15 protein-coding genes, 1 tRNA gene and 1 pseudogene are annotated in these 15,529 nt (G+C 73.1%); 5 read left to right on the top strand and 12 right to left on the bottom strand.

What is annotated here, in order from left to right:
• Positions 1-87: 87 nt before the first annotated feature.
• From rpmE to QE370_RS16055, 7 genes and pseudogenes are all read right to left on the bottom strand, one after another.
• The gene (gene rpmE, locus QE370_RS16025) at positions 88-294 is read right to left on the bottom strand and encodes a 50S ribosomal protein L31 (RefSeq protein WP_067856259.1); all 207 of its coding nucleotides are present in this window, start codon (positions 292-294) and stop codon (positions 88-90) included.
• Between the two features lie 137 nt (positions 295-431).
• Positions 432-914: a glutathione peroxidase gene (locus QE370_RS16030; protein ID WP_253022177.1), complete on the bottom strand. Its 483-nt coding sequence runs from the start codon at positions 912-914 to the stop codon at positions 432-434.
• Between the two features lie 106 nt (positions 915-1,020).
• Complete coding sequence (gene rho, locus QE370_RS16035; protein WP_309634953.1) at positions 1,021-2,901, bottom strand: transcription termination factor Rho; 1,881 nt, start codon at positions 2,899-2,901, stop codon at positions 1,021-1,023.
• 187 nt (positions 2,902-3,088) lie between these two features.
• Positions 3,089-3,982: a homoserine kinase gene (gene thrB / locus QE370_RS16040; RefSeq protein ID WP_309634954.1), complete on the bottom strand. Its 894-nt coding sequence runs from the start codon at positions 3,980-3,982 to the stop codon at positions 3,089-3,091.
• A gap of 11 nt (positions 3,983-3,993) precedes the next feature.
• Positions 3,994-5,058 (bottom strand): threonine synthase, encoded by a 1,065-nt coding sequence (gene thrC / locus QE370_RS16045; RefSeq protein WP_253022171.1) that lies wholly within the window; start codon positions 5,056-5,058, stop codon positions 3,994-3,996.
• A gap of 16 nt (positions 5,059-5,074) precedes the next feature.
• Positions 5,075-6,401, bottom strand: a pseudogene (locus QE370_RS16050) (homoserine dehydrogenase).
• A 67-nt stretch (positions 6,402-6,468) separates the two neighbouring features.
• Complete coding sequence (locus tag QE370_RS16055; protein ID WP_309634955.1) at positions 6,469-7,893, bottom strand: MFS transporter; 1,425 nt, start codon at positions 7,891-7,893, stop codon at positions 6,469-6,471.
• Between the two features lie 60 nt (positions 7,894-7,953).
• On the opposite strand from QE370_RS16055, the gene soxR reads away from it, so the two are divergent.
• Genes soxR through QE370_RS16075 form a run of 4 tightly spaced genes read left to right on the top strand, consistent with a single transcriptional unit; the run spans position 7,954 to position 9,898 of the window.
• Entirely contained in the window at positions 7,954-8,394 is a 441-nt protein-coding gene (gene soxR, locus QE370_RS16060) for a redox-sensitive transcriptional activator SoxR (RefSeq protein WP_309634956.1), read from the top strand.
• 46 nt (positions 8,395-8,440) lie between these two features.
• Entirely contained in the window at positions 8,441-8,911 is a 471-nt protein-coding gene (locus QE370_RS16065) for a hypothetical protein (RefSeq protein ID WP_067856237.1), read from the top strand.
• A 1-nt stretch (position 8,912) separates the two neighbouring features.
• Positions 8,913-9,587, top strand: a complete 675-nt coding sequence (locus tag QE370_RS16070; protein ID WP_253022163.1) for an AzlC family ABC transporter permease — start codon at positions 8,913-8,915, stop codon at positions 9,585-9,587.
• Positions 9,584-9,898, top strand: a complete 315-nt coding sequence (locus QE370_RS16075; protein ID WP_253022161.1) for an AzlD domain-containing protein — start codon at positions 9,584-9,586, stop codon at positions 9,896-9,898. The genes QE370_RS16070 and QE370_RS16075 overlap by 4 nt, the downstream gene beginning before the upstream one ends.
• A gap of 15 nt (positions 9,899-9,913) precedes the next feature.
• Here QE370_RS16075 and lysA read toward each other — a convergent pair whose 3' ends face one another.
• The 3 genes from lysA to QE370_RS16090 form a co-directional block, all read right to left on the bottom strand.
• On the bottom strand, positions 9,914-11,326 hold the full coding sequence (lysA, locus tag QE370_RS16080) for a diaminopimelate decarboxylase (RefSeq protein WP_396127825.1): 1,413 nt from the start codon (positions 11,324-11,326) through the stop codon (positions 9,914-9,916).
• Positions 11,323-12,987, bottom strand: coding sequence for an arginine--tRNA ligase (gene argS / locus QE370_RS16085; RefSeq protein WP_309634957.1), 1,665 nt, complete (start codon positions 12,985-12,987; stop codon positions 11,323-11,325). The genes lysA and argS overlap by 4 nt, the downstream gene beginning before the upstream one ends.
• A gap of 64 nt (positions 12,988-13,051) precedes the next feature.
• Positions 13,052-13,444 (bottom strand): response regulator, encoded by a 393-nt coding sequence (locus tag QE370_RS16090; RefSeq protein ID WP_253022155.1) that lies wholly within the window; start codon positions 13,442-13,444, stop codon positions 13,052-13,054.
• An 81-nt stretch (positions 13,445-13,525) separates the two neighbouring features.
• On the opposite strand from QE370_RS16090, the gene QE370_RS16095 reads away from it, so the two are divergent.
• Positions 13,526-13,597 (top strand) — tRNA-Arg (locus QE370_RS16095).
• Positions 13,598-13,924: 327 nt separating this feature from the next.
• Here the strand turns inward: QE370_RS16095 and QE370_RS16100 are convergent.
• Both QE370_RS16100 and QE370_RS16105 read right to left on the bottom strand, forming a co-directional pair.
• The gene (locus QE370_RS16100; protein WP_253022153.1) at positions 13,925-15,061 is read right to left on the bottom strand and encodes an EAL domain-containing protein; all 1,137 of its coding nucleotides are present in this window, start codon (positions 15,059-15,061) and stop codon (positions 13,925-13,927) included.
• Positions 15,058-15,510, bottom strand: a complete 453-nt coding sequence (locus tag QE370_RS16105) for a DUF952 domain-containing protein (RefSeq protein ID WP_309634958.1) — start codon at positions 15,508-15,510, stop codon at positions 15,058-15,060. The genes QE370_RS16100 and QE370_RS16105 overlap by 4 nt, the downstream gene beginning before the upstream one ends.
• Positions 15,511-15,529: the final 19 nt, after the last annotated feature.

Below are 15,529 nucleotides of genomic sequence, written 5' to 3' on the forward strand. Positions count from 1 at the left end.
GTGCGGACGAGCTCCTCGGCGCACCGCGCCCGGACGGACGACGACGCCGACCCGTCCGCTGGGGATCGGGTCGGCGTCGGAGAGGAGCTACTTCTTGCCGTAGCGCTTCTCGAACCGGGCCACGCGGCCGCCGGTGTCGAGGATCTTCTGCTTGCCCGTGTAGAACGGGTGGCAGGCCGAGCACACGTCGGCGCGGAGGGTGCCCTCCGTGGCGGTGCTGCGGGTGGTGAACGAGTTGCCACAGGTGCAGGTGACCTGGGTCTCGACGTACTCGGGGTGGATGTCGCGCTTCATGGTGTCCTCTCGTGGTGCTGGGTCGGGCCGCGGGTGCGGACCGTGAACCAGGACCGGGGATCGATTGTGCCAGGGGCTCCTCGTACAACCGCCACCGCCCCTCGGTTGTTCCCCGGGCGGCGGCGGTGCGTGCGAGGTCAGGCCGGCAGCAGCGCCTCGATGTCGTCGGCGATCTTCTCGGGCTTCGTCGTCGAGCCGTAGCGCTTCACGACGTTGCCCTCGGCGTCGACCAGGAACTTCGTGAAGTTCCACTTGATCTTGCTGCCGAGCACCCCGCCCTTCTCCGAGCGCAGCCAGCGGTACAGCGGGTGCGCGTCGTCGCCGTTGACGTCGACCTGGGAGAACATCGGGAAGCTCACGCCGTAGTTCTTCTGGCAGAAGGCGGCCGTGTCCTCGTCGGAGTCGGGGTTCTGGTGGCCAAACTGGTCGCACGGGAAGCCGAGAACCACGAGGCCGCGTTCGGCGTACCGGCTGTACAGCTCCTCCAGGCCCGTCAGCTGCGGGGTGAAGCCGCACTGCGTGGCGGTGTTCACGACGAGCAGGACCTTCCCCCGGTAGTCGGAGAGGTCTCGCGGAGCGCCGTCGATGGTCGTGGCGGTGAAGTCGTAGGCAGTGGTCACGTCGCCATCCTAGGGACGCGATCCACCCGCCGCAGACCAGCGCGGGGCGCCCGCAGCACGCACGACGGGCCCGCCGACCGTGGTCGGCGGGCCCGTCACGGCGGGGTCAGGCCAGGGGGCTGCGCTGGAGCGCGAGGAGCAGCTCGGCGTTGCTGCCGGTCTTCTCCAGCCGCCCGACGACCGTGTCGAGGACCTGCTGCGGGCTGCGCCCGACCAGGGCCCGACGGGCGGCGACGAGGATGTCGAGCTCCTGCTCGTCGAGCAGCAGCTCCTCGTGGTTGGTGCGCGAGCCGGCGATGTCGACGGCCGGGAAGACCTGCTGGTTCTCGTCGACCAGGAGGCGCAGCACGCTGTTGGCAGCGCCGTCGATCTCCTCGAGCACGGCCTCGTCGACCACGGAGGACGTGCCGGCCAGTGCCGTCGCGAGGATCGTCAGGGAGCCGCCGTCCTCGGCGTTGCGCGCCGCACCGAAGAACGTCTTGACCGGGTGCAGGGCGGCCGCGTCGACCGCGCCGGCCATCCGGCTCGACGCCGTCGAGGCCTGGTGGTAGGCCCGGCCGAGCCGCGTGAGCGAGTCGAGCAGGACGACGACGTCGTGCCCCAGCTCGACGAGACGCTTCGCACGCTCGATGGCCAGCTCGGCGACCGTCGTGTGGTCGGCGGCCGGTCGGTCGAAGGTCGAGGCGATGACCTCGCCCTTGACCGAGCGCTGCAGCTCGGTGACCTCCTCCGGACGCTCGTCGATGAGGACGACCATGAGGTGGCACTCGGGGTTGTTGGCCGTGAGGGCGTCGGCGACGGTACGCACGAGGGCCGAGCGTCCACCCCGCTGCTCCGAGACGACCAGCTGACGCTGTCCCTTGCCCACGGGCGCGAACAGGTCGATCAGGCGGGTGGTCACGACCGTCGGGTCGGTCTCCAGGACCAGACGCTCCTCCGGGTGCACGGGCGTCATCGAGGAGAACTCGATGCGACCGCGTGCCTCCTCCAGCGGCGTCCCGTTGACGGTGTCGACCCGCACCATCGGGTTGAACTTCTCCTTGCGCTCGCCCTCGCGCGGCTGGCGCACCTGGCCGGTGACCGCGTCGCCCTTGCGCAGACCCCACTTGCGGACCATGGAGAGCGAGACGTAGACGTCGTTCTCGCTCGGCAGGTAGCCGGTGGTGCGCACGAACGCGTAGTTGTCGAGGATGTCGAGGATGCCCGCCGCGGGGACCAGCACGTCGTCCTCGGTGTAGGTGGGCTCGCCGTCGGCGCCGCGGCCGCCGCGGTTGCGACCGCGACGGTTGCGACGACGCCCGCCGGCCTCGTCGTCGTCGGCCGCCTGCGGGTCGACGCCACGCTGGGCGTTCTTCGGCGAGCCGTCCTGGCCGCCCTGGTCGCCCTTGCGCTGCTGGTCGGTGCGGCGCTGGTCGTCGTTCTTCTGGCCCTCGCCGTTCTTCTGGCCGTCCTGGTTCTTCTGGCCGTCGGCGCGCTGTCCGTCGTTCTTGGCGCGCTGGTTGCCGTTCTTCGGGCTCTGGCCCTTGCCCTGGCCGCGGTTCTGCTCGTCCTTGCCCTGGGCGTCCTGGGGCTGGCCGTCCTGCGCGGGGGCACCCTGGGCGCGACGTCCGCGGCCACGCGGCGTCTCGCGCGCCTGCTCCTCAGCAGCCGGCGCGCCCTGGGGCTTGCCGTTCTTCTCGTCCTGGGGCTTCGCGTCCTGGGCCTTCTGGGGCGCGGTCGGCTCGTCCTGCTGGGGTGCCTGCTGGGCCGGGGCGGCCTGGACGGCGCTCGGGGCGCTCTCGCCACGGGCGGCCTTGATGGCGTCGATCAGCTCGCCCTTGCGCAGCTTGCCGGCGTCGCTGATGCCGAGGCCGGACGCGATCTCGCGCAGCTCGGCGAGGACCTTGCCGCCGAGCGCACCGCCGGAGCGACGGGCGGGCTTGACGGGGGCGGCGGAGGCCGGCTCCGCCGACGGGGACGCAGACTGGTCAGTGGGGGTGTCGGTCACGAGGATGCTTCCTGGGTGGGTGGGGGCGCCACAGGCCCTCCGGCGAAGACCGGGGCACCGTGGCCACCCGCCGACGGCGGGCGGACGTACACGTGTCGGGGAACGGGATCCACACCGACGTCCGTCACTCTAGCAGTGCCCTCGGCCGCCGGACGGGCCCCCGACGGGCGGGGTCCGGAGGCACCGGTCAGGGCGTCGAGACGACGTGGGCACCGCGGTCGGCGACGTCGACCTCGAGCACCCGCCAGCCGTCGGGGACGGCGTCCGTGACGCCACGGGCGAAGGCCAGCACGGTGGGCCCGGCACCCGAGATGACCGCGGGCACGCCGTCGACGCGCAGGCTGCGGACGAGGCGGTAGGAGGCCGGCATCGCGCTGGCGCGGTACTGCTGGTGCAGCAGGTCCTCCGTGGCCGACGCGAGACGCTCGGGCGCCTGGGTCAGCGCCGCCACGAGCAGCGCGGCCCGGCCGGCGTTCGTCGCGGCGTCGGCGTGGCTGACCACGTCGGGGAGCAGGCCGCGCGCGGCCTCGGTCGAGACGGGTTCCGGCGGCACGAAGAGGGTCAGCGGCACGCTGACGTCGAGGCGGACCGCCTCGGCGGCGAAACCGTCGATCCACGCGATCGTCAGTCCGCCGAGGAGGGCCGCGGCGACGTTGTCGGGGTGACCCTCGATGTCCTGGGCGAGCTGCAGCGTCGCGCGGTCGTCGAGCGGCTCCACGCCGTCGACGAGCGCCTTCGCGAGCACGATGCCGCCGACGATCGCGGCCGACGAGGAGCCCATCCCCCGCCCGTGCGGCACCACGTTGCGGCACGTGAGCCGCAGACCCGGACGTCGCACGCCCATCAGGTCGAGGGCGGCGTCGAGGGACCGGACCACGAGGTGGCGCTCGTCGCGCGGCACCTCGTCGGCGGCCTCCCCCTCCACGACGATCTCGAGACCGTCGCCGGGGACGAACTCGGCCGTGAGCTCGTCGTGCACGTCGAGCGCGAGCCCGAGGGCGTCGAACCCCGGACCGAGGTTGGCGCTGCTGGCAGGGGTGCGGACCGTCACGGGCCCACGGCGGAACGGCTGGTCGAACACGACGGCGCCGCTCAGGCCAGACCGGCGGCGGCCGCGGCGTCGTGCACGTCGGCGTCGATGACGGAGTCGACCACGGACTCCACCCCCGACAGCGCCGTCTCGACGTCCTTGAGGCCGTGGCCCGTCACGGTCACCGCGATGCGCAGCCCCGGGTCGACCTCCCCCGCCTCGGCAGCAGCCAGGAGACCCGCGACGCCCGCCGCGGACCCCGGCTCGACGAACACGCCGTCATGGGCGCCCAGGCGACGCTGCGCGTCGAGGATCTGCTCGTCGGTGACGGCGTCGATGCGTCCGCCCGACGTGTCGCGCGCCTCGATGGCCAGCTGCCACGACGCCGGGTTGCCGATGCGGATCGCCGTGGCGACCGTCTCGGGACGCGCCACGGCCTCGCCGTGGACGAGCGGCGCGGCGCCGGCGGCCTGGAAGCCCCACATCCGCGGACGGTGCGTGGCGAGGCCGGCGTCGGCGTACTCGCGGTAGCCCATCCAGTAGGCGGAGATGTTGCCGGCGTTGCCCACGGGGAGCACGTGCACGTCGGGGGCGTCGCCGAGGACGTCGACGATCTCGAACGCGGCGGTCTTCTGGCCCTGCAGCCGCACCGGGTTGACCGAGTTGACGAGCGCGACCGGGTACTCGTCGGCCAGGGCACGCGACAGCTGGAGGCACTCGTCGAAGCCGCCCCGCACCTGGATGACCTCCGCGCCGTGCATGACGGCCTGGGCCATCTTGCCGGTCGCGATCTTGCCGTGCGGGACCAGCACGATCGGGGTGAGGCCCGCCCGCGCCGCGTACGCGGTCATCGACGCCGACGTGTTGCCCGTCGACGCGCACACCACGGCCTTCGCACCCTCGCCGAAGGCCACGGAGATCGCCGCCGTCATGCCTCGGTCCTTGAAGGAGCCGGTCGGGTTGTCGCCCTCGACCTTGAGCCAGACGTCGCCCTGGACGACCGAGGACAGCCAGGCCGAGTGGACGAGCGGCGTGCCGCCCTCGCCCAGCGAGATCACCGGGGTGTCCTCGTCGACCGGGAGCCACTCGCGGTACTCCTCGAGCACACCACGCCACGGCTGCGCCATCAGTGGAACTCCTTCATCAGTTGAGGCCTTCGACCCGCATGACCGACGACACGTCGCGCACCATGTCGAGCGCGCGCACCACCTCGACGGTCGCGGCGAGCGCGGCGTCGTCGGCCTCGTGCGTCACGATGACGAGCTGGGCGTCGGAGCCGTGGCCCTCCTGGCGGACCGTCTTGATCGACACGTCGTACTGCGCGAAGGCGTCGGCGACCGACGCGAGCACGCCCGCGCGGTCGTCGACGTCGATCGACACGTGGTAGCGGGTACGGGCGCGGCCGACGTCGAGCACCTCGAGGTCGGCGTGGGCGGTGTCGCCGGGTCCGTGCACGTCCTGGCGGCGGGTTGCGCGCGACCGAGACGAGGTCGCCCAGCACGGCGCTCGCCGTGGGCGCTCCCCCGGCGCCCGGACCGTAGAACATGAGCTGACCGGCCGACTCGCTCTCCACGAACACGGCGTTGAACGCGCCGCGGACGCTCGCGAGCGGGTGGCTCTTCGCGATCATGGCGGGGTGCACGCGGGCCGAGACGGCGTCGCCGTCGGGGGTGCTGATCTTCTCGCAGATCGCGAGCAGCTTGACGACGCAGCCCATCTCGTCGGCCGAGCGGACGTCGGCGGCGGTGACGTCGGTGATGCCCTCGCGGTGCACGTCGCCGATGGTCACGCGGGTGTGGAACGCGAGCGAGGCGATGATCGCGGCCTTGGCGGCGGCGTCGAAGCCCTCGACGTCGGCGGTGGGGTCAGCCTCGGCGTAGCCGAGACGCTGCGCCTCGTCGAGCGCGTCGGAGAAGCCGGCGCCCGTCGTGGTCATCGCGTCGAGGATGAAGTTGGTGGTGCCGTTGACGATGCCGAGCACCCGCTGCACGGCGTCGCCCGCGAGCGACTCCTGGAGCGGTCGGATGATCGGGATGGCGCCGGCCACCGCCGCCTCGAACGCGATGTCGCGCTCGGCCTTCTCGGCGGCCTCGAACAGCCGCGCACCGTCCTCGGCCAGGAGGGCCTTGTTGGCGGTGACGACGGACGCACCGTGCTCCAGGGCGGCGAGGATGAGCTCGCGCGCCGGCTCGATGCCGCCGATGACCTCCACGACGACGTCGAGGTCGCCGCGGGTGACCAGCGCCTGCGCGTCGGTGGTGAACAGGTCGGCCGGGAGGTCGAGGTCGCGCGCGCGGCCGAGGCGTCGCACCGCGATGCCGACCAGCTCGATCGGGGCGCCGATCCGACGCGCCAGCTCGTCCCCGTCGCGGGTCAGCAGCCGGGCCACCTCCGACCCCACGACGCCGCAGCCCAGCAGGGCGACCTTGAGGGGTCGGGCGGTCGAGGGAGCGGTGTTCACGCGCGACAGCCTATCGGCGTCCCTCCTCGGTCCGGCCCCCAGTCCTCGCGGCGAGACCGCGACCGCCGCGCGGGGCTCACCGCTCGTAGCCGCGCCCCAGCACGAGCAGCCCGGCGACCACGCACGCCGTCGGCACCGCGAACGCCGCGAGCACGCCGACGCCCAGGCCGTGCACGACCGCGGCGGCGAACACGGTGCCACCGAGGGCGAGCGCGACCGACTCCGCGACCGAGTCGCTGGTCTGCAGGGCAGCGCTGTGACCCGCCTCCTGCCCCGGACCGGACCGTCGCAGCACCTCCGTCACCGAGGTCGACGACAGCACGCCCATCCCGAAGCCGCCCACGACCCACACCGTCGCGACGACGACCACCGGGACGGCGGCGGCGAGCGAGAGCGGCACGGCGAGGAGTCCCAGCAGGATCGCGCCGGCGCCCAGCAGCGCCCGCCGCCGGGGCGTGCCGATCGGCGCAGGCAGCCGCTCCGGCCGTGACACGAAGGCCGCACCGGCGTACCAGGTGAACGCCGTGCCCGAGATCGCCGCACCCGCCAGCCCGACGGAGAGTCCCCGCTGGTCGACCAGCACCAGCGGCACGTAGACCTCCGCCGCGAAGTAGGACGCCATGAAGAAGGCCCGCGACCCGATCAGCGACGGGAGGCCACGTCCACCGCTCCAGGTACGCCGGGGCACCAGTCGACGGACGGAGAGCGCGAGCCCGACCAGGCCCAGGACGAGCCAGGCGGGCCACGCCGGCAGCGTCCGCTGGCCGGCCACGGACACCAGGAGCACCGCCGCTGCCGCGACGGCGGCGGCAGCCAGACCACCCGCGGCCTGACCACGTGGGGGTCCGGCCTCGGTCGAGGGCGAGCCGGTGAGCGACCGGACCGCCGGCCAGGCGACCGCGAGGCTCGCAGCCGCCAGCACAGGTCCCAGCAGGAACACGACACGCCACCCGAAGGCGTGCGTCAGGCCGCCGGCCACGACCGGACCGACGATCGCCGGCACGGTCCAGGCGCTCGTCATGACGGCGAGCGCGCGCGGTCGCAGCCGGTCCGGATAGGCCTGCGCGACGACGACCCACAGGGCGACGCCGATCGGGCCCGCCCCGAGCCCCTGCACCGCACGGCCGAGGAGGAAGCCGGACATCGACGTGGCGGTGCCGCACACCACCAGCCCGGCGGCGAAGACGGCCACCCCCCAGCCGAGCGCCGGCGCGGGGCCCGCCCGCTCGATCCACGAGGCGCTCGCGGTGCGCGAGAAGATGCTGACCGCGACCGGAGCGGCGAACGCGACCGCGTAGAGCGCGAGCCCGTCGAGCGCCCGCGCCACCTCCGGCATGACGCTCACCACCGCGAGCGACTCGAACGCGACGAGGAAGGCCAGCGAGAACAGGCCGAGCGACGTGCGCCCGAGCCGACCGCGCCAGATGGAGTCGCCGTCGCCGTCGCCGTCGCCGTCGCCTGGGCTGGTCGTCGGGGCGTCGAGGGCGTGCGGCGTCGTCATGGGATGATCAGACAACCTCGACCAAGGTTGAGGTCAACACCGTGACAGGAGGCGTCCACGATGGACACGACGGACCGGCTCACCCCTCAGCAAGTCGCCGAGCGCTCGGGCGTCGCGGTCTCCGCCCTGCACTTCTACGAGTCGCGCGGTCTGATCACCGCCACGCGGACGACGGGCAACCAGCGGCGCTACGGACGCGACGTGCTGCGACGGCTCGCGTTCGTCCAGTTCTCCCAACGACTGGGGATCCCCCTCGCCGAGATCGGCGAGGCGCTCGCGACGCTCCCCGACGACCGCGTGCCGACCAAGCGGGACTGGACGCGCCTCGCCTCCCGCTGGCGCGCCGACCTCGACGCCCGCATCGCCCGGCTGCAGGCGCTGCGCGACGACCTCGACGGCTGCATCGGCTGCGGGTGCCTCTCCCTGCGCAGCTGCTCGGTCTACAACCACGACGACGAGCTGGGCCGCCGCGGCCCCGGCCCGCACCGGGGGCTCACGTGAGGCGGATCGGCCACGGCGCCGGTCCCGCGTCACCTACCCTGGTCCGGTGAGCACGCGCCCGAGCAGCCTGTCGTCGAGCCTGCGGCAGCTGGGGCCCGTCAAGGTGGTCGGATTGGTCACCATCGTCGTGGTCACGGTCGTGCTCGTGTGGGCCGTCCTCGACGTGCGCTCCCTCCTCGCGCAGGCACCGGCCGCGCAGGTCGCAGCCGGACCGGACGCGTCGGCCGGGGCCCGTGGCAGCACGACCGAGCGACAGGTCGCGGTCACCGTCACGTTCTCCGGCACCGGCCCGTTCAACGCCACCGTCGTCGACGCCTCCAAGCGCGAGCGCACGTTCCGCTCGGGCGGCGAGGACGTGAAGGTGACACGCGTCTACGAGGGTGCCGGGCCGTACGTGCTGGCGAGCGTCCAGACCACCGGCAACGCCACGGTCCGCTGCCGCGTCGCCGTCGACGGGAGGCAGACGTCGTCGACCGAGCAGTCGGGCCTCTACGCCCAGACCGTCTGCGCCGGCTGAGGTGGGCGCCGACGACCGCGCCTCCTTCCGGGAGGGGCTGAGGCTCGGGCTGCCGTTCGCGGTGGCCTCCTTCCTGCTGTCGATGTCGTTCGGCGTCGTCGCCCGCGAGACGGGATTCAGCGTGCTCGCCGCCGTCGCGATGTCCGTGCTGGTGTTCGCCGGCTCGGCGCAGTTCGCGGCGGTGGCGGTGCTCGCCGCCGGTGGAGGCGCGGGCGCGGCCGTCGCCGCGGGAACGCTCATGAACTCGCGCTTCCTCCCGATGGGCATCGCGCTCGCACCGTCGCTGCCGGGGCGGGCCTGGTGGCGAGGGCTGCAGGGTCTCGCCGTCGTCGACTCGTCGTGGGCGCTCGCGGCGCGCGGCGACGGCACGTTCGACCGCTGGCGCCTGTTCGGCACCACCGCACCCCAGCTCGTCGCGTGGTACCTCGGCACCGTCGTCGGCGCGTTCGGTGGCGAGCTCATCGGCGACCTCGACCGCTTCGGGCTCGACGCCGTCTACCCTGCGTTCTTCCTCGCGGTCCTGCTGCCCGAGCTGCGCGACCGCGACCGGCGGGGCGTGGCCGTCGTCGGCGGGCTGCTGGCGCTCGCGCTCGTGCCCGTCGCTCCCCCGGGCGTGCCCGTGCTGGCGGCGGGGCTCGCAGCCCTGTGGGGCCTGCGTCGGCGGGAGGCCTCGTGAGCACCATCTGGGTCGCCATCCTCGGCCTCACCGTCGCGACGGCCGCCGTCAAGGCCGTCGGACCGGTGCTGCTCGGCGGTCGCGACCTGCCGGAACGGTTCACCGGCGTGATCGCCCTCATGGCTCCGGCGCTGCTGACCGCGCTGGTGGTGACCAGCGTGCTCGCGGACGGTGACCGGTGGCACGCCGGTGCCGACACGGTCGGCGTCGCCGCAGCCGGCGTGGTCGCCTGGCGCGGCGCCTCCGTGGTGACGACGTTGGCCGTCGCGGTGGTCGTGACGGCCCTGCTGCGCCTCGCGGGCCTGCCGTAGCGGCAGGCCGCGTCGTCAGCCGACGTCGAGCGCGAAGAGGTCGTCCTCCGTCTCGCGGCGCAGGATCAGCCGTGCCTCGCCGTCGCGCACTGCGACCACCGCCGCACGCGGCACGTGGTTGTAGGTGCTCGCGAGCGAGCGGCAGTACGCGCCGGTGCCGGGGACGGCGAGCAGGTCGCCCGCTGCGACGTCGCCGGGGAGGTACTCGTCCTTCACGACGATGTCACCGCTCTCGCAGTGCTTGCCGACCACGCGGCTCAGCACCGCCGGCGCCTCGGAGCGGCGCGACGCGAGGGTGCAGGAGTAGTCGGCGCTGTAGAGCGCAGGTCGCACGTTGTCGCTCATGCCGCCGTCGACCGCGACGTAGCGACGCGACGCTCCCCCGTCGAGACCGACCGACTTGACCGTGCCGACCTCGTAGAGCGTGAAGGTCGTCGGGCCGACGATCGCGCGCCCGGGCTCGATCGACAGGTGCGGCACGGCGACGTCGAGCGCCCGGCACTCCGCGTGCACGATGCCGAGCAGGCTGTCGGCCAGCTCGGCCGGCGAGCGGGGGTCGTCCTGCGTCGTGTACGCGATGCCGAAGCCGCCGCCGAGGTCCATCTCGGGCGGGACGACGCCGAGCTCCTCGATGATCCGCGCGTGCAGGCGCAGCACGCGCCGCGCGGCCACCTCGAAGCCGTCGGCCACGAAGATCTGCGAGCCGATGTGCGAGTGCAGGCCGAGGAACCGCAGGCCGCCTCCGTCGGGCCGCTGGGCGGCGACGATGCGGCTGACGGCGTCGAACGCGGCACCGTCGGCGATGGAGAAGCCGAACTTCTGGTCCTCGTGCGACGTGGAGATGTACTCGTGGGTGTGCGCCTCGACGCCCGCCGTCACGCGGACCATGACGGCCGCCTCGCGACCGGTCTCGGCCGTGAGGGCGACGAGCCGGTCGATCTCCTCGAGGGAGTCGACGATGATGCGTCCGACGCCGGCCTCGAGCGCGCGCCGCAGCTCGGCCACCGACTTGTTGTTGCCGTGCAGCGCGAGCCGTTCGGGCGGGAACCCGGCGCGCAGCGCGACGGCGAGCTCGCCGCCCGTGCACACGTCGAGGCTCAGCCCCTCCTCCTCGACCCAGCGTGCCGTGGCGACGCAGAGGAAGGACTTGCCGGCGTAGTAGACCTCGCACCCCTCGAAGGCGTCGCGGAAGGCTCGCGCGCGGGTGCGGAAGTCGTCCTCGTCGAGCACGTAGAGCGGCGTGCCGAACTCCTCGGCCAGGTCGGTGACCGACTCGCCGGCGACGGTCACGACGCCGTCGACCTTGGAGACGTTGCGGGCCCACAGCTGCGGCACGAGCGCGTCGACGTCGTCGGGGCGACGCAGCCACGCCGGTCCGCGGTCGCCGGCCTGCCCGTGCAGGGCGCCCGCCTCGTGCGCCCGCATCACATGCGCTCCGGGGCCGAGACGCCGAGCAGGCCGAGACCGTTGGCGACGACCTGCCGGGTCGCGTCGACCAGCACCAGACGCGCGCGGTGGACGTCGGTGGCCTCCTCGTCGCCCTGCGGGAGCACGCGGCAGACGGCGTAGAAGGCGTGGAAGGCGGCGGCGGTGCGCTCGAGGTAGCGGGCCACCCGGTGCGGCTCGCGCAGCTCCGCCGCGCGTGACGCCACCTCGGGGAAGCTCGCGAGGGCGCGCAGCAGCTCGCCCTCCTTCTCGTGCTCGAGCAGGCCCGGGTCGAAGCGGTCGAGGCCGTGGTCGACGCCGAGGTCGGCGGCGTTGCGCAGGATGCTCGACAGCCGCGCGTGCGCGTACTGGACGTAGTAGACGGGGTTGTCGTTCGTCGTGCTCGCCCAGAGGTCGAGGTCGAGGTCGATCGGCGAGTCCGTCGAGTACCGCGCCAGGGCGTACCGGGCCGCGTCGACGCCGATGGCGCCCACGAGGTCCTCGAGGGAGATGACGGTGCCGTTGCGCTTGCTCATCCTCAGCGGCTGGCCGTCGCGCAGGAGGTTGACCATCTGGCCGATCAGCAGCTCGAGGTTGACGCCCGGCTCGTCGCCGAACGCGGCACACATCGCCATCATCCGCGAGACGTACCCGTGGTGGTCTGCGCCGAGCATGATGAGGCATCGGTCGAAGCCCCGCTCGCGCTTGTCGAGGTAGTAGGCGAGGTCGCCGGAGATGTACGCGGGCTGCCCGTCGGACTTCACGACGACCCGGTCCTTGTCGTCGCCGTAGTCGGAGGTGCGCAGCCAGCGGGCACCGTCCTTCTCGTACATCTTGCCGAGCTCGTCGAGCCGCGCGATCGCCCGCTCGACGGCGCCGGACTCGTGCAGGTCGTTCTCGTGGAAGTACACGTCGAAGTCGACGCCGAAGTCGTGCAGCGACGCCTTGATCTCCGCGAACATGAGCTCCACGCCCTCGGCGCGCAGCACCTCGGTGGCCTCGGCGTCGGGCAGCGACGCGACGTCGGGGTGCTTCGCCACCACGTCAGCGGCGATCTCGTGGATGTACTGGCCGCCGTAGCCGTCCTCGGGCGCGTCCTGGCCCCGCGCGGACGCGAGCAGCGACCGCGCGAAGCGGTCGATCTGGGCGCCGTGGTCGTTGAAGTAGTACTCGCGGGTCACGTCGGCGCCGGCGAACGTCAGGAGCCGGCCGAGCGAGTCGCCCACGGCGGCCCAGCGCACGCCGCCGATGTGGATCGGACCCGTCGGGTTGGCGCTGACGAACTCGAGGTTGACCTTCTGGCCGGCATAGAGCTCGCTGCGGCCGTACGCGGTTCCGGCCTCGAGCACGTGCGCGGCGACCTGGCCCTGCGCGTCGGCAGCCACCCGCAGGTTGAGGAAGCCCGGGCCCGCGACCTCGGCCGTGCTCACGCCGTCGTGCTCGGCGAGCACCGCCGCGAGATCGGTGGCGAGGTCTCGCGGGTTCAGGCCCGCCTTCTTGGCGAGCTGCAGCGCGATGTTCGTGGCGTAGTCGCCGTGCTCCTTGACCTTGGGTCGCTCCACGCGCACCTGGGCGGGCACGCCGTCGGGGAGGCTGAGCCGTCCCTCGTCGACGAGCCGCTGGAGGGCGGACACGATCACGTCGCTGAGCTGCTCGGGAGTCACCGCACCAGCCTATCGAGCGGCGCACCGCTCCCCGCCCGCGGGAAGCCCCGACGCGACCTGCGCGTCAGGCCTGCGAGCGGCGCTGGATGACGTCGTTCACCGTCGACACCAGGTGGTCGGGGTCGAACGGCTTCGTCACGTAGGCGTCGACGCCTGCGTCGAGTCCTCGCTGGATGTCGCCAGGCAGGTTCTGGGTGCTCACCATGACGATGCCGAGGTGCCGCAGCCGCTCGTCGGCGCGGATCGTGTGCACGGTGCTCACGCCGTCCTGACGCGGCATCATGACGTCGACGGTGACGACGTCGGGGAGGTCGTCCGCGTCGGCCGAGGCCCGCAGTCGCTCGACGCAGTCGAGCCCGTCGACCGCCTCCCGCACGTCGAACCCCGCCAGCTCGAGGTTCGTGCGGATGAGGAACCGGATCGACGCGGTGTCGTCAGCGATCAGGACCGTGGGCACGCGCACCACGGTAGCGGGCGTGGGGTAGGGTCGTACCGCACTCGGCCAGACCGGTCACCGCACCCGCGGAACCGTGCACCGGCCCCCGTAGCTCAGGGGATAGAGCACCGCCCTCCGGAGGCGGGAGCGCAGGTTCGAATCCTGCCGGGGGTACCCATCGCAGCGCACCGCGCCCGTCGCCACGTGCGACGGGCGGCTGCTGACCTCTCGGTCCCCTCGCCCCGAGGCGGGCCGGAGTGCCCACGCACCTTGCATGTAAACGCGTGTCACATTTTTCTTCCATCCAGGCAGCGCGGAGGTGCTGGACGTCGTAGGCTCGGGCCTGCGCCGGACCGCCCACCCCTGGATGCGGACGGTGCAGCGCCCCTGCTCTCGGACACGGAGAGCAGGGGCGCCTCGCTCCCGCGTGCGGGAGCACGGGGAACGATACGCTCGTCCGGATCCTGGCCCGTCGGGCCGAGCGTCGGCTCGGGCTGCTGATCAGTCGCAGGCGCCGCGCACGACGTGCGTCACGCCCAGCTCGTCCATCCACGGCAGCTCGGCGTCCGAGACGCCGAGGGCCACGCAGTCGGCGTCGATCTGCGCAGCCAGCGTCGCGATCGACTCCACGAGCACCCGACGGCGGACGTCGTCGGCGAGGCCCTGCACCAGCTCGGGGTCGATGCGGAGCACGTCGGGCGAGAGCAGCAGGATGTGGCGCAGCTCGGCCGCACCGTCGCCCACGCGGTCGACCGCGACGCGCGCCCCCAGCCGCCGCAGGGGCTGCAGCAGCGACGTGAGCTCCTCGTAGTCCTCGATCGTCTCGTCGACGTCGAAGCGCAGCATCAGGCGCGACGGCGGCATGGAGGCGATCAGCGCCTGGAAGGCGGGGTCGCGCAGCGCCTCCGCCGACAGGCTGACGCTCACGACGGGCACCGACGTCTCCTCGACGGCCTTCAGCGTGCGCGACAGCACCGACAGCTCGAGCTCGACACCACGGCCCACCTCGCGCGCCTCACCCAGCCGTCGGCGGAACGGACGGCCGTCCGCGAAGCGGGCCACGGCCTCGTGGCCGACGACGGCACCGGTGCCCACCTCCGAGACGGGCAGGAGCTCGATCGTCGCGTCCTCCAGGGCGCCGTCGATGGTCTCCGCGAGGTCGGCCAGGTCGGTGAGCCGACCATCGACCTGCTCCTCCATCTCGATGAGACGCATGATGAGCACCGCCGTCGCCCGCAGCACCTCGGCCTCGGCCGGCGACAGGTCCGGGTGCGGGTCGCGCGAGAAGGCGCACAGCGTGCCGAACAGCTCCCCGCTGCTGCGCGTCATCGGGACGCCCACGTACGCGCCGATGCCGAGGTAGGACGTGTGGAACGCGTCGACCGTGAGCGGCTCGCTGGCCGTGTCGGGGACCACCTCGCCCAGCTGGCCGCTCGTGATCATCTGGCAGTAGGTGCCCTCGTAGGGCTCGCTGAAGCCGACCTGGATCGGCAGGTCGACGTCGGAGACCAGCGCACGGAACGACCGACGGTCGCCCTCGATCTCGCTGATGAAGGCGACGTTGAGGCCGAGCTCGCGACGCACCAGGTCGACCATGGCCGTCGCTGCCGTGCGTGCGTCCGTCCTGAGCCTGCTCACGCGCCTTGCCTCTCGGAACCCCGAACCGTCGTCTCGGAGGTGATCCTAGGGTCTTCCTCCCAGATCCGCACAGCGACGCGACCCTCCCACTCCACCTCTCCGACCGACGTCACGGCGGCGCGGTCGAGCGGACCGAGGACGTGCGGGAAGAGGACGTCGTCGCCCACGCCGGGCGGCGGGACCGGTGACGCCGCCTCGTGCACCACCTCCGCCTGCAGCCGCGTGACGTCGAGGCGCAGGACCAGCAACGGGCGCGGCGCGTCGGCGTAGAACGCCGTGGCCACCGCGAGCGTCGTCGCCTCGTCGGGCGAGCAGTGCACGAAACCCTCGGTGCCGAGCGACGCGGGCGCGTACGGGCGGTCGGGGTCGGCGGCCCAGTCGGACGCCGGCACGAGGTGCAGGATCGTGGTCGGCCTGGCCGGTCGAGGAAGGTCGCCGTCGGGGGTCACGGGGACATGGGACCACGAA

Source organism: Aeromicrobium sp. SORGH_AS_0981, from assembly GCF_031453195.1.
Classification (GTDB): domain Bacteria; phylum Actinomycetota; class Actinomycetes; order Propionibacteriales; family Nocardioidaceae; genus Aeromicrobium.